Origin of the sequence: Streptomyces fructofermentans, from assembly GCF_014651055.1 — a bacterium.
Lineage (GTDB): Bacteria > Actinomycetota > Actinomycetes > Streptomycetales > Streptomycetaceae > Streptomyces > Streptomyces fructofermentans.
This window is the reverse complement of record NZ_BMWD01000024.1, coordinates 131322-149484: the sequence shown is the minus strand read 5'-3', so window position 1 is coordinate 149484 and position 18163 is coordinate 131322. Positions and strand designations below refer to the sequence as shown.

At 73.6% G+C, this 18163-nt stretch carries 14 protein-coding genes; 4 read left to right on the top strand and 10 right to left on the bottom strand.

Annotated elements, in window-relative coordinates; all coding sequences use genetic code 11:
- Window positions 1-122: 122 nt before the first annotated feature.
- Together IE265_RS28585 and IE265_RS28580 are read right to left on the bottom strand one after the other, a co-directional pair.
- Window positions 123-1073, bottom strand: coding sequence for an ornithine cyclodeaminase family protein (locus tag IE265_RS28585; protein WP_190038591.1), 951 nt, complete (start codon window positions 1071-1073; stop codon window positions 123-125).
- Window positions 1070-1873 carry an IclR family transcriptional regulator gene (locus IE265_RS28580; RefSeq protein ID WP_229916657.1) on the bottom strand — a complete coding sequence of 268 codons (804 nt, stop codon included), beginning with the start codon at window positions 1871-1873 and terminating at the stop codon, window positions 1070-1072. Before IE265_RS28580 ends, IE265_RS28585 begins: the two co-directional genes overlap by 4 nt.
- Window positions 1874-1991: 118 nt before the next feature.
- On the opposite strand from IE265_RS28580, the gene IE265_RS28575 reads away from it, so the two are divergent.
- Window positions 1992-3341 (top strand): amidohydrolase family protein, encoded by a 1350-nt coding sequence (locus IE265_RS28575; protein WP_190038590.1) that lies wholly within the window; start codon window positions 1992-1994, stop codon window positions 3339-3341.
- Entirely contained in the window at window positions 3338-4417 is a 1080-nt protein-coding gene (locus IE265_RS28570) for a dipeptidase (protein WP_190038589.1), read from the top strand. Before IE265_RS28575 ends, IE265_RS28570 begins: the two co-directional genes overlap by 4 nt.
- 9 nt (window positions 4418-4426) lie before the next feature.
- Here IE265_RS28570 and IE265_RS28565 read toward each other — a convergent pair whose 3' ends face one another.
- Together IE265_RS28565 and IE265_RS28560 are read right to left on the bottom strand one after the other, a co-directional pair.
- Window positions 4427-6703, bottom strand: coding sequence for an FUSC family protein (locus IE265_RS28565; protein ID WP_373303041.1), 2277 nt, complete (start codon window positions 6701-6703; stop codon window positions 4427-4429).
- Between the two features lie 260 nt (window positions 6704-6963).
- Complete coding sequence (locus IE265_RS28560; protein WP_190038588.1) at window positions 6964-7302, bottom strand: UBP-type zinc finger domain-containing protein; 339 nt, start codon at window positions 7300-7302, stop codon at window positions 6964-6966.
- A 126-nt stretch (window positions 7303-7428) separates the two neighbouring features.
- Here IE265_RS28560 and IE265_RS28555 point away from each other — a divergent pair, with 126 nt between their 5' ends.
- Entirely contained in the window at window positions 7429-8004 is a 576-nt protein-coding gene (locus IE265_RS28555; RefSeq protein ID WP_190038587.1) for a 3'-5' exonuclease, read from the top strand.
- Window positions 8005-8273: 269 nt separating this feature from the next.
- Here the strand turns inward: IE265_RS28555 and IE265_RS28550 are convergent, their stop codons facing one another.
- The 5 genes from IE265_RS28550 to IE265_RS28530 form a co-directional block, all read right to left on the bottom strand.
- Window positions 8274-8561: a hypothetical protein gene (locus IE265_RS28550; protein WP_190038586.1), complete on the bottom strand. Its 288-nt coding sequence runs from the start codon at window positions 8559-8561 to the stop codon at window positions 8274-8276.
- A 316-nt stretch (window positions 8562-8877) separates the two neighbouring features.
- Complete coding sequence (gene meaB, locus IE265_RS28545; RefSeq protein ID WP_190038585.1) at window positions 8878-9885, bottom strand: methylmalonyl Co-A mutase-associated GTPase MeaB; 1008 nt, start codon at window positions 9883-9885, stop codon at window positions 8878-8880.
- Complete coding sequence (gene scpA / locus IE265_RS28540; RefSeq protein WP_190038584.1) at window positions 9882-12056, bottom strand: methylmalonyl-CoA mutase; 2175 nt, start codon at window positions 12054-12056, stop codon at window positions 9882-9884. Before scpA ends, meaB begins: the two co-directional genes overlap by 4 nt.
- The gene (locus IE265_RS28535) at window positions 12056-13864 is read right to left on the bottom strand and encodes a methylmalonyl-CoA mutase family protein (protein WP_190038583.1); all 1809 of its coding nucleotides are present in this window, start codon (window positions 13862-13864) and stop codon (window positions 12056-12058) included. The genes scpA and IE265_RS28535 overlap by 1 nt, the downstream gene beginning before the upstream one ends.
- An 809-nt stretch (window positions 13865-14673) precedes the next feature.
- Window positions 14674-14820 (bottom strand): hypothetical protein, encoded by a 147-nt coding sequence (locus IE265_RS28530; protein ID WP_190038582.1) that lies wholly within the window; start codon window positions 14818-14820, stop codon window positions 14674-14676.
- A 242-nt stretch (window positions 14821-15062) separates the two neighbouring features.
- On the opposite strand from IE265_RS28530, the gene IE265_RS28525 reads away from it, so the two are divergent.
- Entirely contained in the window at window positions 15063-15476 is a 414-nt protein-coding gene (locus tag IE265_RS28525) for a hypothetical protein (RefSeq protein ID WP_190038581.1), read from the top strand.
- A gap of 208 nt (window positions 15477-15684) precedes the next feature.
- Here IE265_RS28525 and IE265_RS28520 read toward each other — a convergent pair whose 3' ends face one another.
- Window positions 15685-17727 (bottom strand): SpoIIE family protein phosphatase, encoded by a 2043-nt coding sequence (locus IE265_RS28520; protein WP_190038580.1) that lies wholly within the window; start codon window positions 17725-17727, stop codon window positions 15685-15687.
- Between the last annotated feature and the right edge of the window lie 436 nt (window positions 17728-18163).

Sequence of the window (18163 nt, the reverse complement as noted above, 5' to 3'; positions counted from 1 at the left end):
CGGGCCGGCACCAGGAACTCCTGGTGCCGGCCCGACGCCACGCCATGCGTGTGGACTCCCGCCGTGGCGAACGGCCCTGGCGGGCGCGGCCCCGCCCAGGGTGCCCACACCGGGCGGCCCCGTCACATGTCGAGGAGGGTCCCCCAGCCGCGCGAGGTGGCGACGGCGTGCGCGACATGCGCGGCGGCCACGTCCAGCGCCGCGTGGCCGGTGGACTTGAACAGGGTGATCCCTTCCTCGTCCGGCCTGCCCGGGAGGTCGCCGCCGAGGACGGAACCCAGCAGGGTGACACGCCGATCCGGAGGCAGGCCCTGCAACTCGTGGGCGCCGGAGGGCGGAGGGGTCGTGGCGGCGCCGGGCCATTCGGCGAAGAGGGCCGCGTCCCGGACGGTGCCGGCGTCCACCTCGGGACCGTGGGAGCCGCCGACCGAGCCGACGTGCGCGCCGGGCAGGAGCCAGCCGCGGTCGATCACCGGACGGACGGCCCCGGTGCAGCAGAACACGGTGTCGGCCCCGCGGACCGCCTCCTCGATGTCCGCCGCGGCCCGCGCCGCCGGGTGGAGCGCCGCGACCTCCTCGGCGCGTCGCGGGTCCCGGCCCGCGACCACGACGGGGGTCGCGGGATCGAGCGCCGCGAGCAGACCGACCTGCGCGCGGGCCTGGGCGCCGGTTCCGACGACCGCGACCCGAGAGGCGCCGGGGCGGGCCAGGGCGCGGGCGCCGACGGTAGCGGTGGCCGCCGTGCGCGCCTCGGTGAGGGGCTCGGCGTCCATGAGGGCGACGGGACGCCCGTCGACGGCGTCGAACAGGGCGACGAAGCCCCGGTGGCCGCTGCGTCCGGGCTGCAGCGGATCGGCGAACACGGACACGAGTTTCGCGGCGAGCCCCAGCCCGGGAACGTGACCGGGCATGGCGCCCAGCAGGCCGCCCGGCGCGCGGGCGGCGATGCGCGGTGGCGCGGAGACCTCGTCGCGGGCGATCGCGATCAGTGCCGTGGTCACGGCGTCCAGGAGGCGTCGCGGTTCGAGGGCGGCCCGTGTCCGGGCGCCGTCGAGGAACAGGACCCCGGTCATCGTGCACCGTCCGGCGACTCGTCGGTCGGCGTGGGCGGCGAGGACTCGGCCGGCTCCCCCGGGGAGGACAGCACCCGGGCCAGTTCGTCGGCGGCCCCGCGCAGCAGGGTTCGCAGCCCGGGCAGCCGCTCGTCGTCGAACTCCGGGCCGAGCCCGACCAGGGTCAGCGCGCAGACGGGAGCGCCCGGGCGGGGGACGACGGCGCGGCTGAGGGAGGCGACGGGTTGCTCGTTGCGCCCGTACTCCACCGCGAAGCCGGTCCGCTCGGTGCGCTCGATGTCGGCCAGCAGTCCCTCGGGCCCCGTCAGCAGGTGGCCGGCCTCCTCGGCCGCCCGGAGGTAGGGGGCGCGGTCGGCGGGGGCGAGTGCGGCGACGAGGGCGAGCGGCCCCGCGAAGCGGTGCACGGGCAGGGCCTCGCCGATCAGGCGGCTGATCATGGCGAGGCGGTCGGGGCGCACGACGTCGATCACGCGGGAGCGGTCGGCCTCGGGCACCTGGAGGTTGACCATCATGCCCGTGCGGTCGGACAGGTCGAGGAGGACCGGTCGCGCCAGGGCCCCGAGCGAGTTCCGGGCGGCCTGCGACGACAGCCGCAGGATCGCGGTGCCCGGCAGATAGCGGTCGCCCGCGCGCAGCACCCAGCCGCGCCGGACCAGGTCCAGAAGGACGCGATAGGCGGTCGCGCGGTGCAGTCCGACCTCCTCGGCCAGATCGGTGAGGCGTGGCGGCCGGGACGCGCGGGCCACGGCCTCCACGAGGTCCAGGGCCTTGTCCACGGCCGTGCGGGGCGCTTCGGGCAATCCGACCACTCCTTGTGGCGTCGGGGGTACGGGCGTACGGTAGCCCATGTTTCAACCAGCAAGACATGTGTTACGTACAGCGTAACAATGCATGTGGCGAGTACAGCATGAGGTGAAGATGACCCACGAGGCCCCGGGCGCTCCGACCCCCTACGCGCCCCCGCCGGAGGGCGCGGTCGCGGTCTACCGGAACGCGACCCTGTTCGACGGCACCGGACGTCCGCCCAGGAGATCGGCCTCGATCGTGGTCGAGGGCGCCACGATCCGCGCCGTGCTGGACGACTCCGAGGCCGGCACCGACCTGCCGGCGGACGCGGAGGTCCACGACCTCGGCGGCCGCTTCGTCATTCCCGGTCTGATCGACACCCACCAGCACATCGCCACCCCTCCCGACCGGCCGGCCGCGGAAGCGGTGCTCGACCGACTCGTCCACAGCGGCGTCACCGCCATCCGCGACATGGCCGACGACCTGCGCCAGGTCGGGGACCTCGCCAGGGCCTCCCTCGTCGGCGAGATCCCCGGCCCCGACATCCGCTACGCCGCGCTGATGGCGGGACCCGGCTTCTTCGACGACCCGCGCACGCACCAGGTCTCCCAGGGCGAGATCCCGGGCACCGTGCCCTGGATGCAGGCCGTCACCGAGGAGAGCGACCTGCGCATCGCCGTGGCCCTCGCGCGCGGCACCCACGCCGCCGCAATCAAGGTCTACGCCGACCTCGACCACGCGACCGTCGAGGCGATCACCGCCGAGGCGCACCGGCAGGGCATCCCCGTCTGGGCCCACGCCACCGTCTTCCCAGCCACTCCCCGGCAGGTGGTCCTGTCCGGCGTGGACACCGTCTCGCACGTGACCCTGCTCGCCTTCGACGGCGCCGACGGGCGGTTGACCAGCTACAAGAACAAGCCCGCCGTCGACCACGCACGGTTCGCGGGCGGCGACGACCCCGGCGTCGAGGAGCTCTTCGCCCTGATGCGCGAGCGCGGAACCGTCCTGGACGCGACCTCCGCGATGTGGGCGAGCGACGCCCTGGCCGGAGAGGGCCCGCAGGACGCGGCCCGCGCGGCCGCCAACACGGATCTCGCCGCGACCCTCACCGCGCAGGCCCACCGTGCGGGCGTCGACATCTGCACGGGCACGGACTACGAGACCGACCCCGCCGACCCGTTCCCCGCCCTGTACGAGGAGTTGGCCTTCCTCGTCCACCGCTGCGGAATCCCGACCGAGGACGTGCTGCGCTCGGCGACCCTGATCGGCGCCCGCAGCGCCGGGGCCGAGCACCTCATGGGCAGCGTCGAGGCGGGCAAACTCGCCAACTTCGCCGTCCTGGAGGACGATCCGCTCCAGGACATCGGCAATCTGCGCACGATCACGCTCACGGTCAAGCGGGGCCGCCGCTTCGAGCGCGCCGCGTTCGTCCCCGGCAACGGCCCCGCCGGACAGTCCCACCGTGTCGAGGAGACCCGATGACCGCCATGCCCATGATCATCAACGCGCTGGGGCAGCTCGACAACCCGAACGCGCCGCGCTCCGCCGACGCCGCCGCCGAGTTGAACCAGTCGAGCGAGCAACTCACCATCGACGCGCGGACCCTGGCGGACGCCCACGCCTCCGGCCTCACCGCGGTCAACATCACGCTGGGCTACACCCTGGGCGACCTGCCGCCCTACGAGCACACGCTGCACGAACTCGACGTGTGGGACGCGATCATCCGCGACAACGCGGCCGACCTCACGAAGATCCGTACCGCCGCCGATCTGCACCGGGCCCGCGAGGAGGGCCGGATCGGCGTCATCTACGGCTTCCAGAACGCCGTCGCCGTCGGCGAGGACACCGGCCGCGTCGCCACCTTCGCCGACCGGGGCGTACGCGTCGTCCAGCTCACCTACAACCAGGCCAACCACATCGGCGACGGCTCCATGGCCCCCGGGAACCGCGGCCTGACCGGGTTCGGCCGCAACGTCGTCGAGGCGCTCAACGAGCACCACCTCATGGTCGACCTCTCCCACAGCGGCGAGCGCACCTGCCTCGAGGCGGCGAAGCTCTCGCGCACACCCGTGTCCATCAACCACACGGGCTGCCGCGCGCTGGCCGACCTGCCCCGCAACAAGACCGACGAGGAACTGAGGCTGGTGGCCTCGCGCGGCGGCTTCGTCGGGATCTACTTCATGCCCTTCCTCAACGTCTCCGGCCACGCCACGGCCGCGGACGTCGTCGACCACATCGTGCACGCCGTCAATGTGTGCGGAGAGGACCACGTCGGCATCGGCACCGACGGAACCATCACGTCCATCGACGACCTCGACTCCTACCGGACCCACCTCGCCGAACACGTCGCCCTGCGCAGCGCGGCCGGGGTCGGCGCGGCGGGGGAGCGGAGCGACACCCTGCCCTTCGTGCTCGACCTGCGCGGGGTGGACCAGTTCCGTGAGCTCGTCCGCCTCCTGGAGGCGCGCGGATACGGCTCGGAGCGCATCGAGAAGATCCTCGGCAGGAACTTCGCGGACTACGCGGAGAGGGTGTGGGCCCCGGAGGTCTCCGGCTGACCCGCCGGATCAGGAGGCCGCGGTCCTGGACGGATGCCCCTCGGGAGTGGCGACGGACACCCCGAGGGGCCTGGCCAGTCCGATCACTCCCTCGTCCAGGCGCTGCAGGTGCCGCAGCACCCGGTCGGTGACCCGGTCGTGCCGGGGGAGAGCCGCCCGGTCCTTCGTCTCCAGCAGCGAGGTGAGGCTCGCGCCGCCCTCGGCCGCCTCGGAGCTCGCACCCTCCTCGACCCGGGCCACGAGGACGTCGATGTTGTGCGCGATGTGCCGCCCCGCGCCCTTGAGCCGGGGGTCCGCGGCCACCTTCTTGCTGTAGGGGAGCAGTTCGGCCGTCGCGGCGAGCACACGTGCGTGGTACGCGCAGGTCTCCAGCAGGGCGACCAGGTAGCGGGCGGTCTGCCGGCGGCTGCGCAGCGGCGTGACCGGGTGGGTCAGCGGCTTGGTGGACGCGCGCAGTTCGTCCAGCGCCGTGTCCAGTTCACGGGACTTGTCGAGCAGGTCCAGCACGGACCCGCCGCTGAGCTGATCCACGGCCGCGCTGCTGACCTCGCCGAGCCGCTCCAGCACGGACGCGAGGAGTTCGTCGGTGCGGTGGTCGGTCGGCACGGGCAGGACGAACGCGGCCGCGAAGATGCCGCAGGCCGCCCCGAGCGCGGTCTCCTCGATGCGCAGGACGAGCACCGCGGGGCTGTAGGTGTTGAGGAGCGTGTACAGCAGCCCCAGCATCGCCGTGACGAAGAACGACGTCAGCAGGTAGGACAGCGGGGCCGTGAAGTACATCAGGAAGATCAGCACCAGTACGAGCACGAACGCGGTCCAGGTGTGGTTGCCCACCACCTGCGCGAGCGCCGCGCCCGCGATGACGCCGAGCAGGGTCCCCAGCAGCCTGCGGGAGCCCTTGACCAGGATCTCCCCCGTCGACCCCGTGTTGAGGAAGACGACCCAGCAGGTCAGCACCGCCCAGTACCAGCGCTGGGCGGAGAGGAGCTCGCCGCCGATGATGGCGAGGGCGGAACCCACGGACACCTGGACCGCCGTACGCGTGGAGGGCCGGCGCAGCCCCGTGGGCTCTTCCTCCTCCTCGGCCTCGATGGCCCCGGCGATGGAGGCGTCCTCGGCGTCCAGCTCCTCGCGGGACCGGGTCGTCGCGGGGGCGTCGTACGTCTCGTCCTGCGGTCCGTCGAGCGCCAGCCGAAGCCCGAGCACGGTGCGCGCCAGCTCGCCGATGCCGCGGAACATGTCCTGGACGGCGGCGGAGGCGTCCGGCAGGTTCTCCTCGTCCCGGTAGCCGAGCAGCCGGTTGCGCACGTGGGCGACCGCGCTGCCGTGCTCGTCGGAGCCGGAGCGCGCCACGAGCAGCCGCAGGGCCTCCAGGTCGCGGCGGGCCAGCCGCTCGACGTCCTCCGGGGCGCCCAGCCGGTGGGTGGTCTCCGGCACGGGCGCGTTCGGCAGATGGAGGGTGAGCGTCTCGGCCCGTTCCTCGCTGCGGGCCGTGAGGAGGAGCATGCTCAGGCGTTCGGCGGCGATCTCCGCCTCGGCGACACGCCGCTGGACCAGCGCGGCCGTCGTGTCGTCGTCGGTCCCCTCCTCCAGGCGCCCCTGGATCAGCATGGCGCTCTCGTGGAGGCGCGCCGTGCTCCGGCGCAGCCCCTCCAGGGCCTTCTCGACGCCGTCGGGTCCGGCGTCCAGCAGATCGATCTGGGCCGACACCAGGAAGACCAGCCGGGCCCGGAAGGCTTTGCGCAGGCGGATCAGGACACGTTCGGGGGTCTCGACCACGAGACCGAAGCGCACCACGGCGCTGCAGGCGAAACCGATGGCCAGGGTCGCGAAGATCTTCGGCAGGTCGGAGGGGACGGCACCGACGAACAGGGCCACGAAGTAGAGCTGGAACGCGATGAGCCCGAGCGCCGTGCCGCGTTCGCCGAACCGGCGGCAGTACACCGCCACGAAGATCAGGGCCAGGAAGACGAAGTCGCCCGCGACGACCCTCGTGTTCAGCAGGGCTCCGAGGGTCACGGCCGCGAACGCCGCGGGCAGGCCGAGCGCGAGGGTCACGGCCTGCCCGCGCCGGCGCTTCTCCTTGACGGCGAAGGTGGAGACCATGGACGCCATCGCGCCGGACACCATGTAGTTCACGTTGGCCCCGAACCCCCACAGGACCGCCAGGGTGAGCGCGATGGCACCCACGGTCCGCAGCCCGGCCATGAGCCGCAGCAGTCCGGGATCGGATGCCGCGAACCGGTCCCGGATCCGGGTGTCGCCCGGCCGTGTCACTGTCCTCACGCTGCCGTTCTTCCTCCGATCCGCTTCATGATCACCACTCTCAGGATGGCACGTACGGTCGTGGTGGCCCGTGACGCTCCGCCGGGCGACGGGGGCGTACGGGGATGGGCCCGCGGAGGGTGTACGGGCTCGTCGGAAGGGACGCGCGGGGGGAGCGGCGCGCTGATCGGGAGGGCCGCTCGGCGCGGTGCGGCCCGTCCCGCGCCCCGGCCGCCCGCCCCTCCGGAGTCCCGGGACGCGGTCGCCCGCAGGCGTGCGGGTCAGGGGCCGGCCGGCAGGAGGAAGACCTCGTCGGTGTAGCACCACGCCCAGGTCTCCCCGGGTTCCACCGACCGGACCAGCGGGTGGCCCGACCTCTCGTAGTGGGCCGTGGCGTGTGCGCCGCGCGAGCTGTCGCAGCACCCCACGTGGCCGCACACCAGGCACATCCGCAGGTGCACCCAGGTGCTGCCCGCCGCGACGCACTCCTCGCAGCCACGGCCGTCAAAGGCGCCGAGGCCGTCGGCCGCCCGTTCCGTGTGGGAGCACGTACGCCCCTCCGGCCGTCCTCCGTCGGCGGCGACGGTCCAGCGGTCCGCCGGTGCCCGGTCATCTGACATGCGCCGATTCTCCCTCCCGGACGGCGGCCCCGCAGGACACCGGCGCCCCGCCCGGCACCGGGCGGGTGCCGCGGGGCACGGAAAACCAGGTGCTCCGGGCCGGTACGCCCGCCTAGGCTCGCCGCCATGGACAGCTTCGGGGGACTGCTGAACGTCGTCGATGTCGAGGCGACCTGCTGGGAGGGGCAGCCCCCGCCGGGCGCCGTCTCGGAGATCATCGAGATAGGCCTGACGGTCGTCGACCTGGACAAGGCCGAACGGGTCGGGAAGCACCGGTTCGTGGTGGCTCCGGCCCGCTCCACCGTCAGCGCCTTCTGCACCGAGCTGACCGGTCTCACGCAGGAGGAGGTCGCGGCAGGCATCGGGTTCGCCGAGGCCTGCAGGCTGCTGGCGGCCCGGCACGGCGCGGGCGAGCGGCCGTGGGCCAGTTGGGGCGACTACGACCGCCACCAGTTCACCCGCCAGTGCGCGGCGGCGGACGTCCCGTACCCCTTCGGCCACCGGCACACCAACGCCAAGGCGGTCTTCACCCGGGCGCACGGGCTGCGCAAACGCCCCGGGATGGCGCAGGCGCTGCGCATCGCGGGCCTGCCGCTGGAGGGCCGGCACCACCGGGGCGAGGACGATGCCTGGAACATCGCCGCCCTGGTCCTCGACCTCGCCGGGCGCCGCGCCTGGCCGGCGGTCGGGGCCGAGACCTGAGGTCTGAGGCTTGAGGCCGTCCCGGCCACCGGCTGCCCCGGCCACCCCCGGCTCGCGGCTGTCCCGGGCCACCCCGGCGGATGGCCGGCGGACACCCGCCGACGGCCACGGCGCATGGTCGCCGGATCATCCCGGTACGCCGGTACGCCGGTACGCCGGTACGCCGGTACGCCGGTACGCCGGTACGCCGGTACGGGGACGGCCCCCGCCGTGCGGCCGTGCCCGATCCGCCGTCGCCTACCGGTCCGCCGGGGGTCTCGGGACCGCCGTCAGCCCGTGCCGGGCAGCGCGCGTCGCCGCCTCGCCGGGGTGCGGGAGGGCTCCGGCGGATGATCGAGCCGATCGAGCCGCTGGTCGGGTTCGGTTCCGGAGGCGAGGGGGGAACCGTGTCCGGCGGCCAGGCGCGCGGCCGAGGAGGGCAGCGGTCCGCCCGTCGACGGATCCCAGCTGAGGATCCACTCGAAGTCGCGCTGCAGGCGATGGGCCTCGCTGCGGACCAGCATCGGTATGTCGCCGCGTTCTGAGATCAGCTGGGCGTAGATCGGGGCGTCGTGCACGTGTGGGGATCCTCGCGTCGTTTCCGTGGTCCTGCCTTCTCTCGAAGGTAGAGCCGGGACGCGCCCGCAGTGGTCATCCGGCCAGTTCGATCAGAACCGGCCAGTGCGCGGCCAGGTCGTGCCATCCATGTCGAACGACGCGTCAGGGAACGCCAGTTCTGCCCTCTCCGTGCGGCTCGGCACGACCCGGCCGAGGGCATGGCCACCGACGGCACCGGCGACCGGGCAACGCGCACGTGCGGCGCGCCACCGGCAAGACCCTCAGGCGCGCCACGGGCAACGCCCCGTGCCGAGCCCGCCGAGGGCACGCGGGAGGTCAGCCCGACGCGGTGCCGCCGTCCTGCCCGGGTCCGCCGCTGAACGCCCGCAGGATCCGCTCCGCGGCGAGCGTGGCCGTCAACCCGCCCTCCCTGACCTGCTGTTCGAGACCGGGCGCCAGGGACCGTACGGCAGGATCGGCGTGCAGGCGGCCGAGGAGTTCGTCGCGGACCATCGTCCACGTCCAGTCGACCTGCTGGTCGCGCCGCTTGGCGGCGAGGCGTCCGGTCGAGTCGAGCAGGTCGCGGTGCTGCTCCAGCCGCTCCCACACGGCGTCCAGCCCGGTCCCCTCACGGGCGCTGCAACTCAGCACGGGCGGCGTCCACGCGGCGTCCGCCGGATGCATAAGCCGCAGCGCGCCCGCCAGTTCGCGCGCCGCCGACCGGGCGTCCCGCTCGTGCGGACCGTCCGCCTTGTTGACCGCGAGCACGTCGGCCAGCTCCAGCACACCCTTCTTGATGCCCTGGAGCTGGTCACCGGTGCGCGCGAGGGTCAGCAGCAGGAACGAGTCGACCATGTTCGCCACGGCGGTCTCGGACTGGCCGACTCCCACCGTCTCCACCAGGACCACGTCGTACCCGGCCGCCTCCATCACCACGATCGACTCGCGGGTCGCCTTGGCGACCCCGCCGAGCGTGCCCGCGGTCGGGGAGGGCCGGACGAAGGCGGCCGGGTCGACGGCCAGGCGCTCCATCCGGGTCTTGTCGCCGAGGATCGAGCCGCCCGTCCGGCTGGACGACGGGTCGACGGCGAGCACCGCGACCCGGTGACCGAGCGAGGTCAGCAGCGTCCCGAACGCGTCGATGAACGTCGACTTGCCCACGCCCGGGACCCCGCTGATGCCGATCCGCCGTGCCCTGCCGCTGTGCGGGAGCAGCTCGGTCAGCAACTCCTGCGCCAGCGCCCGGTGCTGGGGCCGGGTGGACTCGACGAGCGTGATGGCGCGCGCGACGAGCGCCCGCCTGCCGTCGAGAACACCCTTGACGTAGGTGTCGAGTTCGATCACAGGTCGTGCCCGAGACCGGCCGAGAGCCGCTCGACGAGGTCGTACGCCGCGTCCGGGATCACCGTCCCGGGCGGGAACACGGCCGCCGCGCCCATCTCCAGCAGCGTCGGCACGTCCTGCGGCGGGATCACCCCGCCGACCACGATCATGATGTCCTCGCGGCCCTCCGCCGCCAGTTCCTCGCGCAGCGCGGGCACCAGGGTCAGGTGCCCCGCGGCCAGCGAGGAGACGCCGACGATGTGCACGTCGGCCTCCACCGCCTGACGGGCCACCTCGGCGGGCGTCTGGAACAGCGGGCCGACGTCGACGTCGAAGCCCAGGTCGGCGAAGGCGCTCGCGATGACCTTCTGGCCGCGGTCGTGGCCGTCCTGGCCCATCTTGGCGACCAGGATGCGCGGACGGCGGCCCTCGGCCTCGTCGAAGGAGTCCACGAGAGTCCGCGTGCGCGCCACGGACGGGGACTCGCCTGCTTCGGTGCGGTACACACCCGAGATCGTACGGATCTGCCCCGCGTGCCGTCCGTAGACCTTCTCCAGGGCGTCCGAGATCTCGCCCACGGTGGCCATGGCGCGGGCCGCGTCGACGGCCAGCTCCAGCAGGTTCCCGGTGCCCGCCGCCGCCCGGGTCAGGGCGTCCAGCGCGTCCTGGCAGCGCCCCTCGTCGCGCTCGGCCCGCAGCCGGCGCAGCTTCTCGATCTGCTGCGTCCGCACCGAGGAGTTGTCGACCTTGAGCACGTCGATCTTCTCGTCGGTCTCCACGCGGTACTTGTTCACGCCGATGACCGGCTGGCGCCCGGAGTCGATGCGGGCCTGCGTGCGGGCCGCGGCCTCCTCCACCCGCAGCTTCGGGATGCCGGCGTCGATGGCCTGCGCCATGCCGCCGGCCGCCTCGACCTCCTGGATGTGCTGCCAGGCGCGTCGGGCGAGGTCGTGCGTGAGCTTCTCGACGTACGCGCTGCCGCCCCACGGGTCGATGACGCGGGTCGTGCCGGACTCCTGCTGGAGGAGCAGCTGGGTGTTGCGTGCGATGCGCGCCGAGAAGTCGGTCGGCAGCGCGAGGGCCTCGTCGAGCGCGTTGGTGTGCAGCGACTGGGTGTGGCCCTGCGTGGCGGCCATGGCCTCCACGCACGTACGGGTCACGTTGTTGAACACGTCCTGCGCGGTCAGCGACCAGCCCGAGGTCTGCGAATGGGTGCGCAGGGACAGCGACTTGGCGTTCTGCGGGTCGAACTGCCCCACCAGCTTCGCCCACAGCAGGCGCGCCGCGCGCAACTTGGCGATCTCCATGAAGAAGTTCATGCCGATCGCCCAGAAGAAGGAGAGCCGCGGCGCGAAGGCGTCGACGTCCAGCCCCGCCTCCCGGCCCGCCCTGATGTACTCGACGCCGTCCGCGAGCGTGTACGCCAGCTCCAGGTCGGCCGTGGCCCCTGCCTCCTGGATGTGGTAGCCGGAGATGGAGATGGAGTTGTAGCGGGGCATCCGCTGCGAGGTGTACGCGAAGATGTCGGAGATGATCCGCATCGACGGCTTCGGCGGATAGATGTAGGTGTTGCGGACCATGAACTCCTTGAGGATGTCGTTCTGGATGGTCCCGGCCAGCTTCTCGGGCGCCACGCCCTGTTCCTCGGCCGCCACGATGTACAGCGCGAGGACGGGCAGGACGGCGCCGTTCATCGTCATCGACACGGTCATCCTGTCCAACGGGATGCCGTCGAAGAGCTGCCGCATGTCGTAGATGGAGTCGATGGCCACGCCCGCCATGCCGACGTCGCCCGTCACCCGGGGATGGTCGCTGTCGTAGCCGCGGTGGGTCGGCAGGTCGAAGGCGACGGAGAGGCCCTTCTGACCGGCCGCCAGGTTCCGCCGGTAGAAGGCGTTGGACTCCTCCGCGGTCGAGAAGCCGGCGTACTGCCGGATGGTCCAGGGCTGGTTGACGTACATCGTGGGGTACGGGCCGCGCAGGAAGGGGGCCGCGCCGGGGAAGGTGCCGAGGAAGTCCAGCCCTTCCAGGTCACGCCCCGTGTACAGCGGCTCGACCGTGATGCCCTCGGGCGTCTCCCAGCCGACACCGCTGCCGCCGGTCTCCTTGTCGAGGGCCGCACGCCACTCGTCGGGACCGCCGTCGGCGGTGGGCGTCCCCAGGGGGACACCGGAGAAGTCGGGGATTCCCATCAGGACACTCCCATTCGGTCGAGGGCGGCACCGAGCACGGCGACGGCGTCGCAGCCCGCGAAGACAAAGGCGTCGACACCCGGGTACTCGCCCGGACGGCCGGCGAGGGACACATGCCCGGCGCCCGCCTCCCGCAGGGCCCCGGCCACCTCGGCGGCGCGCTCCTCGTACAGGGCGTCGCTGGAGCACAGACACGCCTCGGTGGCGCCGCTGTCCTCGAAGGCGCCGTCGGTGACGGGCTCGATGCCGCCCGCCTGGAACAGGTTCGAGGCGAAGGTGAGGCGGGCCGTGTGCGCGGCGGCCGGACCGAGCGCCGCGAGGAAGATCCGCGGCCGGGCACCGGTGGCCGCGAGGTGGGCGTCGGAGCGGGCCCGCAGCGCCTCGAACGCCTCGTCGCGCCGCACGCGCGGCAGACCGCCGGCGGGGGGCTCGGGGGCGGGCCTGCGCTCCACCGGGCGCTCGTCGAGATGGGGGAACTCGCTGACGCCGGTGACGGGTTCGCGCCGCCGCGCGAGCTTCGCGCTGCGCTCCGCCCAGGTGGCCGCCAGGGCCTCCCGCACGAGTCCCGAGCGCAGGGCGGCGGCCTGGCCGCCCTCCTTCTCGATCCGCTGGAAGAACTCCCAGCCCGCGTGGGCGAGTTCGTCGGTGAGCTTCTCGACGTACCAGGAACCGCCCGCGGGATCGATGACCCGGGACAGGTGGGACTCCTCCACCAGGATCGTCGACGTGTTGCGGGCGATCCGGCGGGCGAACGCGTCCGGCAGGCCGAGCGCGTGGTCGAAGGGCAGCACGGTCACGGAGTCGGCGCCGCCGGCTCCGGCCGCGAGTGTGGCGATCGTCGTCCGCAGCATGTTCACCCACGGGTCGCGGCGCGTCATCATCACGGGGGAGGTCACCGCGTGCTGCACCTGGGCACCCGCCTCGGGCGCCCCGCACACCTCGGCGACCCGGGCCCACAGCCTGCGGGCCGCGCGCAGCTTGGCGATGGTGAGGAACTGGTCCGCGGTGGCCGCGTAGCGGAACTCCATCTGCGCGCAGGCCTGGCCGACCGTCAGTCCGGCCGCGGTCAGCTCACGCAGGTTGGCCAGACCGGTCGCCAGCGAGCAGCCGAGTTCCTGAGCGGCCGAGCCGCCCGCCTCGTGGTACGGCAACGCGTCCACGGTGAGGGCCCGCAGCCCCGGATACGTCCGCGCGCACAGCAGGGCGAGACGGGTCACCGCGGTGTGGTCGAGGGCCTCGCCGGTGCGTGCCTCGTGGCCGAGCGGGTCGCCTCCCAGGTTGCCGCGCGCCGCCTCGTGGGCGACACCCCGCTCCTCGAACAGCCGCAGCAGTTCACGCGCGGCGGGCTCGACGTCGCGTCCCGCGTCGAGGACGACGGGGGCCAGGTCGAGGTACACGCCGTCGAGCACCTGGCCCAGCGACGGGACCGGAATGCCGTCGTCGCCCACCACGAGCCACAGCGAGCCGACGCCGTTCTCCAGGTCGGCCAGCGCCGCGCCGGCCTCGGTGGTCGCGTGCCGCTGCCGTACGTCCCAGCCGCCGGCCAGGGTGCCCGCGGCGCTGCCGCCGCGGACGAACGGGGCGAAACCGGGGAAGCCGGCGTCGGGCGATGAGTGGTGCGCGGTGTAGAGGGGCCGGGTGCGGAGCCCGTCCTCCAGCGCGGTGGACAGGGCGTCCTCCGCTGCCTCGCCAGACAGTTCCCGGCCCGACTTGCGCAGCACTCCGGACACCAGGTGGCGCCACTGCTCATGGGTCGTTTCGGGGAACTCGGCGGCCAGGGGGAGCCCGTCGTCAGGCAGGACCGTCATGCTCGGATGCTAGGGCAGGGTGGCAAACGTGCAGCAGTGGGCAGGGCTGTGACCTTGCACTCGCAGTGATGGCCTTGATCATCGGGCGGGTCGCGTACTACGGCGCTGCCGTCTCGGGGCGAGGGGTGAACCTTCCCCGAGCGGGTGGTGTGCCCCGCGCGACCGGCGGCGCGCCCGGGGCCGGAGGCGGTGGTCCCGGGCCGGGGCGCCGCTCATTCGTCGTCCCGGTGCATCCAGTACCAGACGAGGCCCACCAGCAGGGCGCACAGCAGGACGACGGGGAGGATCAGGCCCGGGATGCGGCCCGCGCTCATGGGGCCGGCTCCGGGGTGACGCGGGCCGGGAGTGCCCGCGGGGCGGCCGCCGTGCGGGCCGTGGGGAGTGCCATGTGTGTCTGCTTCCGATGTGCTGCGGGCCGTTTCGTCACGTGCGGGAAGAGCGCACGGGAGGGGTGGGACTGACGACCCGGACGGTGTCGCGCCCATGATGGCCGAACCATCGGCGTTTCGACCCCGCGGGGACGCCGTCAAACGCATGTACGGGCGTCCGACGTGCGGTTTGCCCGGTGCGGCTCCGGCTCCCCGACCGGGTGCGACGGCGGTCGGACCGCCGCTGTTCGGCCGCAGTCGCGGGCGCCCGGTGAGCGCGGCGTGTCCTGCGCGACTCGCCCCGTGGAGGGCCGGGGCGGTCCTCCACGGGCCGAAGGTGCGGCCGGGTGCCGAGCGCCGGGCGCCGCTCGTGGGGCGTGGGCCGTGGGCCGTGACGTCCGCCGCGGTCGTCCGCCGCGGTCGCGGGTCGCCGGCCCGCGGTCAGGGGCGCTTGCGCAGCTTGCCCAGGAGCCGCTGCGCCTGCGCGCGCCGACGCGGGTCCTGCGCGGCGACGCGCACCTGCTCGGCCGCGCGCCTGCCCTGCGGACTCCGTGCGAACTGCTTGATCCGGTCGACCAGGCCTGCCATGTGGTTCCTCCCGTAGCGGTGCGGGCGAGCGTGTGCGGATCACTTACCCTTCTTCGCCGCGTCCACCCGGTCGGACGGGGGCCATGTGGAGCAGGGAGCCGACCGGTGCGGCCGGGCCCGCCCCGGTGGTGTCGGTCTGCGCTCCGGTGGCCACCCGAATGTCCGTCGAACGGCTGAACTACTTCGGTGCCGCTGTCTCGTTGTCCAACCGTGAACATCGTCAAGGCCGAAACGAGGAACCGATGAGCCGACAGCGCAAGGGCCGCAGGCATCGCAAGGTGGACATGACCCCGCGTCCTGTCGGGCCGGCCCGCTCGACGCGCGCGGCCGCACCCGTCACGGAACCGCGGGCGGCGGCTGCGGAGGCCCCCACCGTCCCTCCGCAGCAGGCGGGCGCCGGGACGGACGAGGCCCTCTCGAGGAGGGTGAGCGAGAGCGGAATGAGCCGCAACGCGGTCCGCACCTGGCAGGAACTGGCGGGCTCCGGGACGGCAGGCAGGACCGCCGAGGAGCTGTCGGCCGTCGTCGGATACCAGCCGTCGACGGTCGTGAAGCACCTCAAGGGGCTGGCCGACCAGGGACTGGCCGAGCTGCACGAGGACGTCTGGCGCGCGGTCGGGGCGCCGGGCGGGGGAGTGGTCACCGCGGGACCGTGACCGGTCCGGCGGTCGGGGGCCGTCACCCCGGGTCGGGCCCGGCGTGATCGGCGGCGCCACGATCGCCGGCCCCGCGCGCTCCGGGCGGTCGGGCCCGTTCGGGACGAGCGGCGGGTGCCCGGCGACCTGTTGAACGGGTGCCCCGCCGAGGGCCGTCCAACCGGGTGCCCGGGCCGGGCGGCACGGTCCGGGCACCCGGCCCGCGGATTCACCCCAGGGTGCGAACGAGCAGCAGTGCCACGTCGTCGTCCGGCTCCGGGCGCAGCGTGCTCAGCAGCATGTCGCTGGTCGCCTCGAGTGACCCCTGCGCCCTGAGCAGCAGCCGCGTCAGCGTGTCCAGGCCGGTGTCGATGGGCTTCGTGCGGTTCTCCACGAGGCCGTCGGTGTACAGGGCCAGCAGCGAGCCCGACGGCAGTTCCTGCTCCATCGTGCCGAACGGCACTCCGCCCACGCCCAGCGGTACGCCGCCGGGAACCTCCAGGAGTTCCGCGGTGCCGTCCGGACGCACCAGCACGGGCGGCAGATGGCCCGCGCTCGACAGTGCGCAGGTTCCCTTGACGGGGTCGCAGACGGCGTAGACGCAGGTGGCGATGGTCTCGCCGAGCGATCCCGTGATGTCGTCGAGATGGCCGAGCAGTTCGGCGGGCGACGGGTCGAGCCGGGCCAGCGCGCGGGTCGCGGTACTCAACTGGCCCATCACGGCGGCCGCCTGGACACCCTTGCCCATCACGTCGCCGACGATCAGGCCGGTCCGGCCCCGGCTGAGCGGGAGCACGTCGTACCAGTCCCCGCCGACCTCGCTCAGCGCCGGCAGGTAGCGGGCGGCGATGTCGAGCCTCTCGTGGCCCACGGGTGAGGGCGGCAGCAGGCTGCGCTGCAGGGTCAGGGCCGCGATCCGCTCGCGCCCGTACAGGCGGGCGTTGTCCACGCAGATCGCCGCGCGCGCGGCGAGCTCGGTGGCGAGGATGCGGTCCTGCTCGTCGAACGCGCGGGAGTTGACGGTGCGGTACAGGCTGAGGGTTCCCAGCACCTCGCCCCGGGCCACCAGGGGCACGGCGAGGTAGGAGTGGACGCCCGCCGTGCGCAGGGTCTGCGCCGCGTGGGAGTCGCGGGCGATGCGGCGCATCATCGCGGAGTCCACCCGTTCGACCAGGACGGGACGGGCCTCGCTCACGCACTGGGTGATGATCCGTGTCGGGCTGTACGCCGCGAGTTCGCCGACCGGGTCCGCCGCGTGTATGGCGTCGGTGAGGTATCCGGCCGCGACCGCGAGCGCCCGGAACTCGGCGTACGAATCAGGGGTGACCGCGGTCGTGGTGCCGTGCGCGACGACCGCCTCCAGCACGTCGACGGCGGCGAGGTCCGCTAGTTGCGGCACCGCCACGTCCGCGAGTTCCCGGGCCGTCTGGTGCAGGTCGAGGGTCGTGCCGATGCGCACCGCCGCGTCCGCGATCACGGACAGCCGCTCGCGGGCCTGGGCGACCTCGGTGGCTGCCTGCTGCCGTTCGGTGACGTCGATGATGGCCATCGCCAGCCCGAGGACGCGGCCGTCGGCGTCCTCGATGCGGTGGTACGACTCCGAGTACGCGCGCTCCTCCGTGTGCGCGGCCGTCCGGCCGACGGTCTGCTGGTCGAGCAGCGACTTGCCGCTGGCCAGCACGAGGCGCATACGGGACTCGATGGCGTCCACGTCGAGGTCCGGCAGGACCTCGCCGACCCGCCGCCCCAGCAGCGCCTCCTCCGGCAGACCGTTGATCCGCTCCAGCGCCGGATTGACGCCGACCCAGCGCAGGTCGTTGTCGAAGACCGCGATGCCCACCGGGGTCTGGTCGACCAGGCTGTGGGACAGCGCCAGGTCGCGCTCCACCCTGCGTACGGTCCTGGCGTCGGCCGCGAGCCCCAGGAGATGGGGACTGCCCTGGCCGTCGCGCAGCCGCATCGTGCGGAACTCGACGGGCCGTTCCGTGCCGTCCCGGTGCTGGAGCGGGAAGACCCCGGCCCAGCGGTCCCCGGACCGCACCTGCGCGAACAGCTCACGCCCGCGCAGCCGGTTGTCCGGCGACACGAGCAGGTGGTCGGCCCGCTGCCCGAGGGCCTCGTCGGCGCGGTAGCCGAGCAGCTGCTCGCTCTCGGGGCTCCACAGCACGATGCGGCCCTCGCTGTCGAGCACGACGGCGGCGACCCTCAGGAGGTCGAGCAGCCCGCCGGGCGCCGCGGTGACGTCGTCGTCCTCGGTCGAGTATCCGTGCATACCAGCCGCTCCTTCCGGCGCGGCCCCGGCACCGCAAACATCCGTCCTGCGGATTCTCCGATTACTTCACAGGGTGTTCGGGCGGGCAACATCTCTGCGGCGGGCCGGGGGACGGCCGGGAGGCTCCGGGGATGCCGAGAGGCGTCGGGACGCCGCCGCGCCGGACGCGAAGCGCCTGATGAGCGGCGCCGGGCCCGCCGGTCGGGGGAGGAAGAGCGGGGGAGCGGGGTGAGGGGGGAGAGGGGGGAGAGGGGCAGGACGGTCGGGGCGAAGGGAAACCAGGGGGCGAGGCGGTGGCCGCGCCCGGCATCGCGCGCCCGTGGTGCGGCCACCGCTCCGCTCGACCGCGCGGCGAGGAGTCGCCCTGTCTCGTCTGCCGCGCGGGAGCGGTCCACCGGCGCCCCGGGGGGAAGGACGTCCGGTCCCTGACCGTGTG

Coding starts and splice junctions, on each gene's coding strand:
- IE265_RS28585 (WP_190038591.1), bottom strand. CDS start 1,073: ATGACCGGGGTCCTGTTCCTCGACGGCGCCCGGACACGGGCCGCCCTC.
- IE265_RS28575 (WP_190038590.1), top strand. CDS start 1,992: ATGACCCACGAGGCCCCGGGCGCTCCGACCCCCTACGCGCCCCCGCCG.
- IE265_RS28570 (WP_190038589.1), top strand. CDS start 3,338: ATGACCGCCATGCCCATGATCATCAACGCGCTGGGGCAGCTCGACAAC.
- IE265_RS28560 (WP_190038588.1), bottom strand. CDS start 7,302: ATGTCAGATGACCGGGCACCGGCGGACCGCTGGACCGTCGCCGCCGAC.
- IE265_RS28555 (WP_190038587.1), top strand. CDS start 7,429: ATGGACAGCTTCGGGGGACTGCTGAACGTCGTCGATGTCGAGGCGACC.
- scpA (WP_190038584.1), bottom strand. CDS start 12,056: ATGGGAATCCCCGACTTCTCCGGTGTCCCCCTGGGGACGCCCACCGCC.
- IE265_RS28535 (WP_190038583.1), bottom strand. CDS start 13,864: ATGACGGTCCTGCCTGACGACGGGCTCCCCCTGGCCGCCGAGTTCCCC.
- IE265_RS28530 (WP_190038582.1), bottom strand. CDS start 14,820: ATGGCAGGCCTGGTCGACCGGATCAAGCAGTTCGCACGGAGTCCGCAG.
- IE265_RS28525 (WP_190038581.1), top strand. CDS start 15,063: ATGAGCCGACAGCGCAAGGGCCGCAGGCATCGCAAGGTGGACATGACC.
- IE265_RS28520 (WP_190038580.1), bottom strand. CDS start 17,727: ATGCACGGATACTCGACCGAGGACGACGACGTCACCGCGGCGCCCGGC.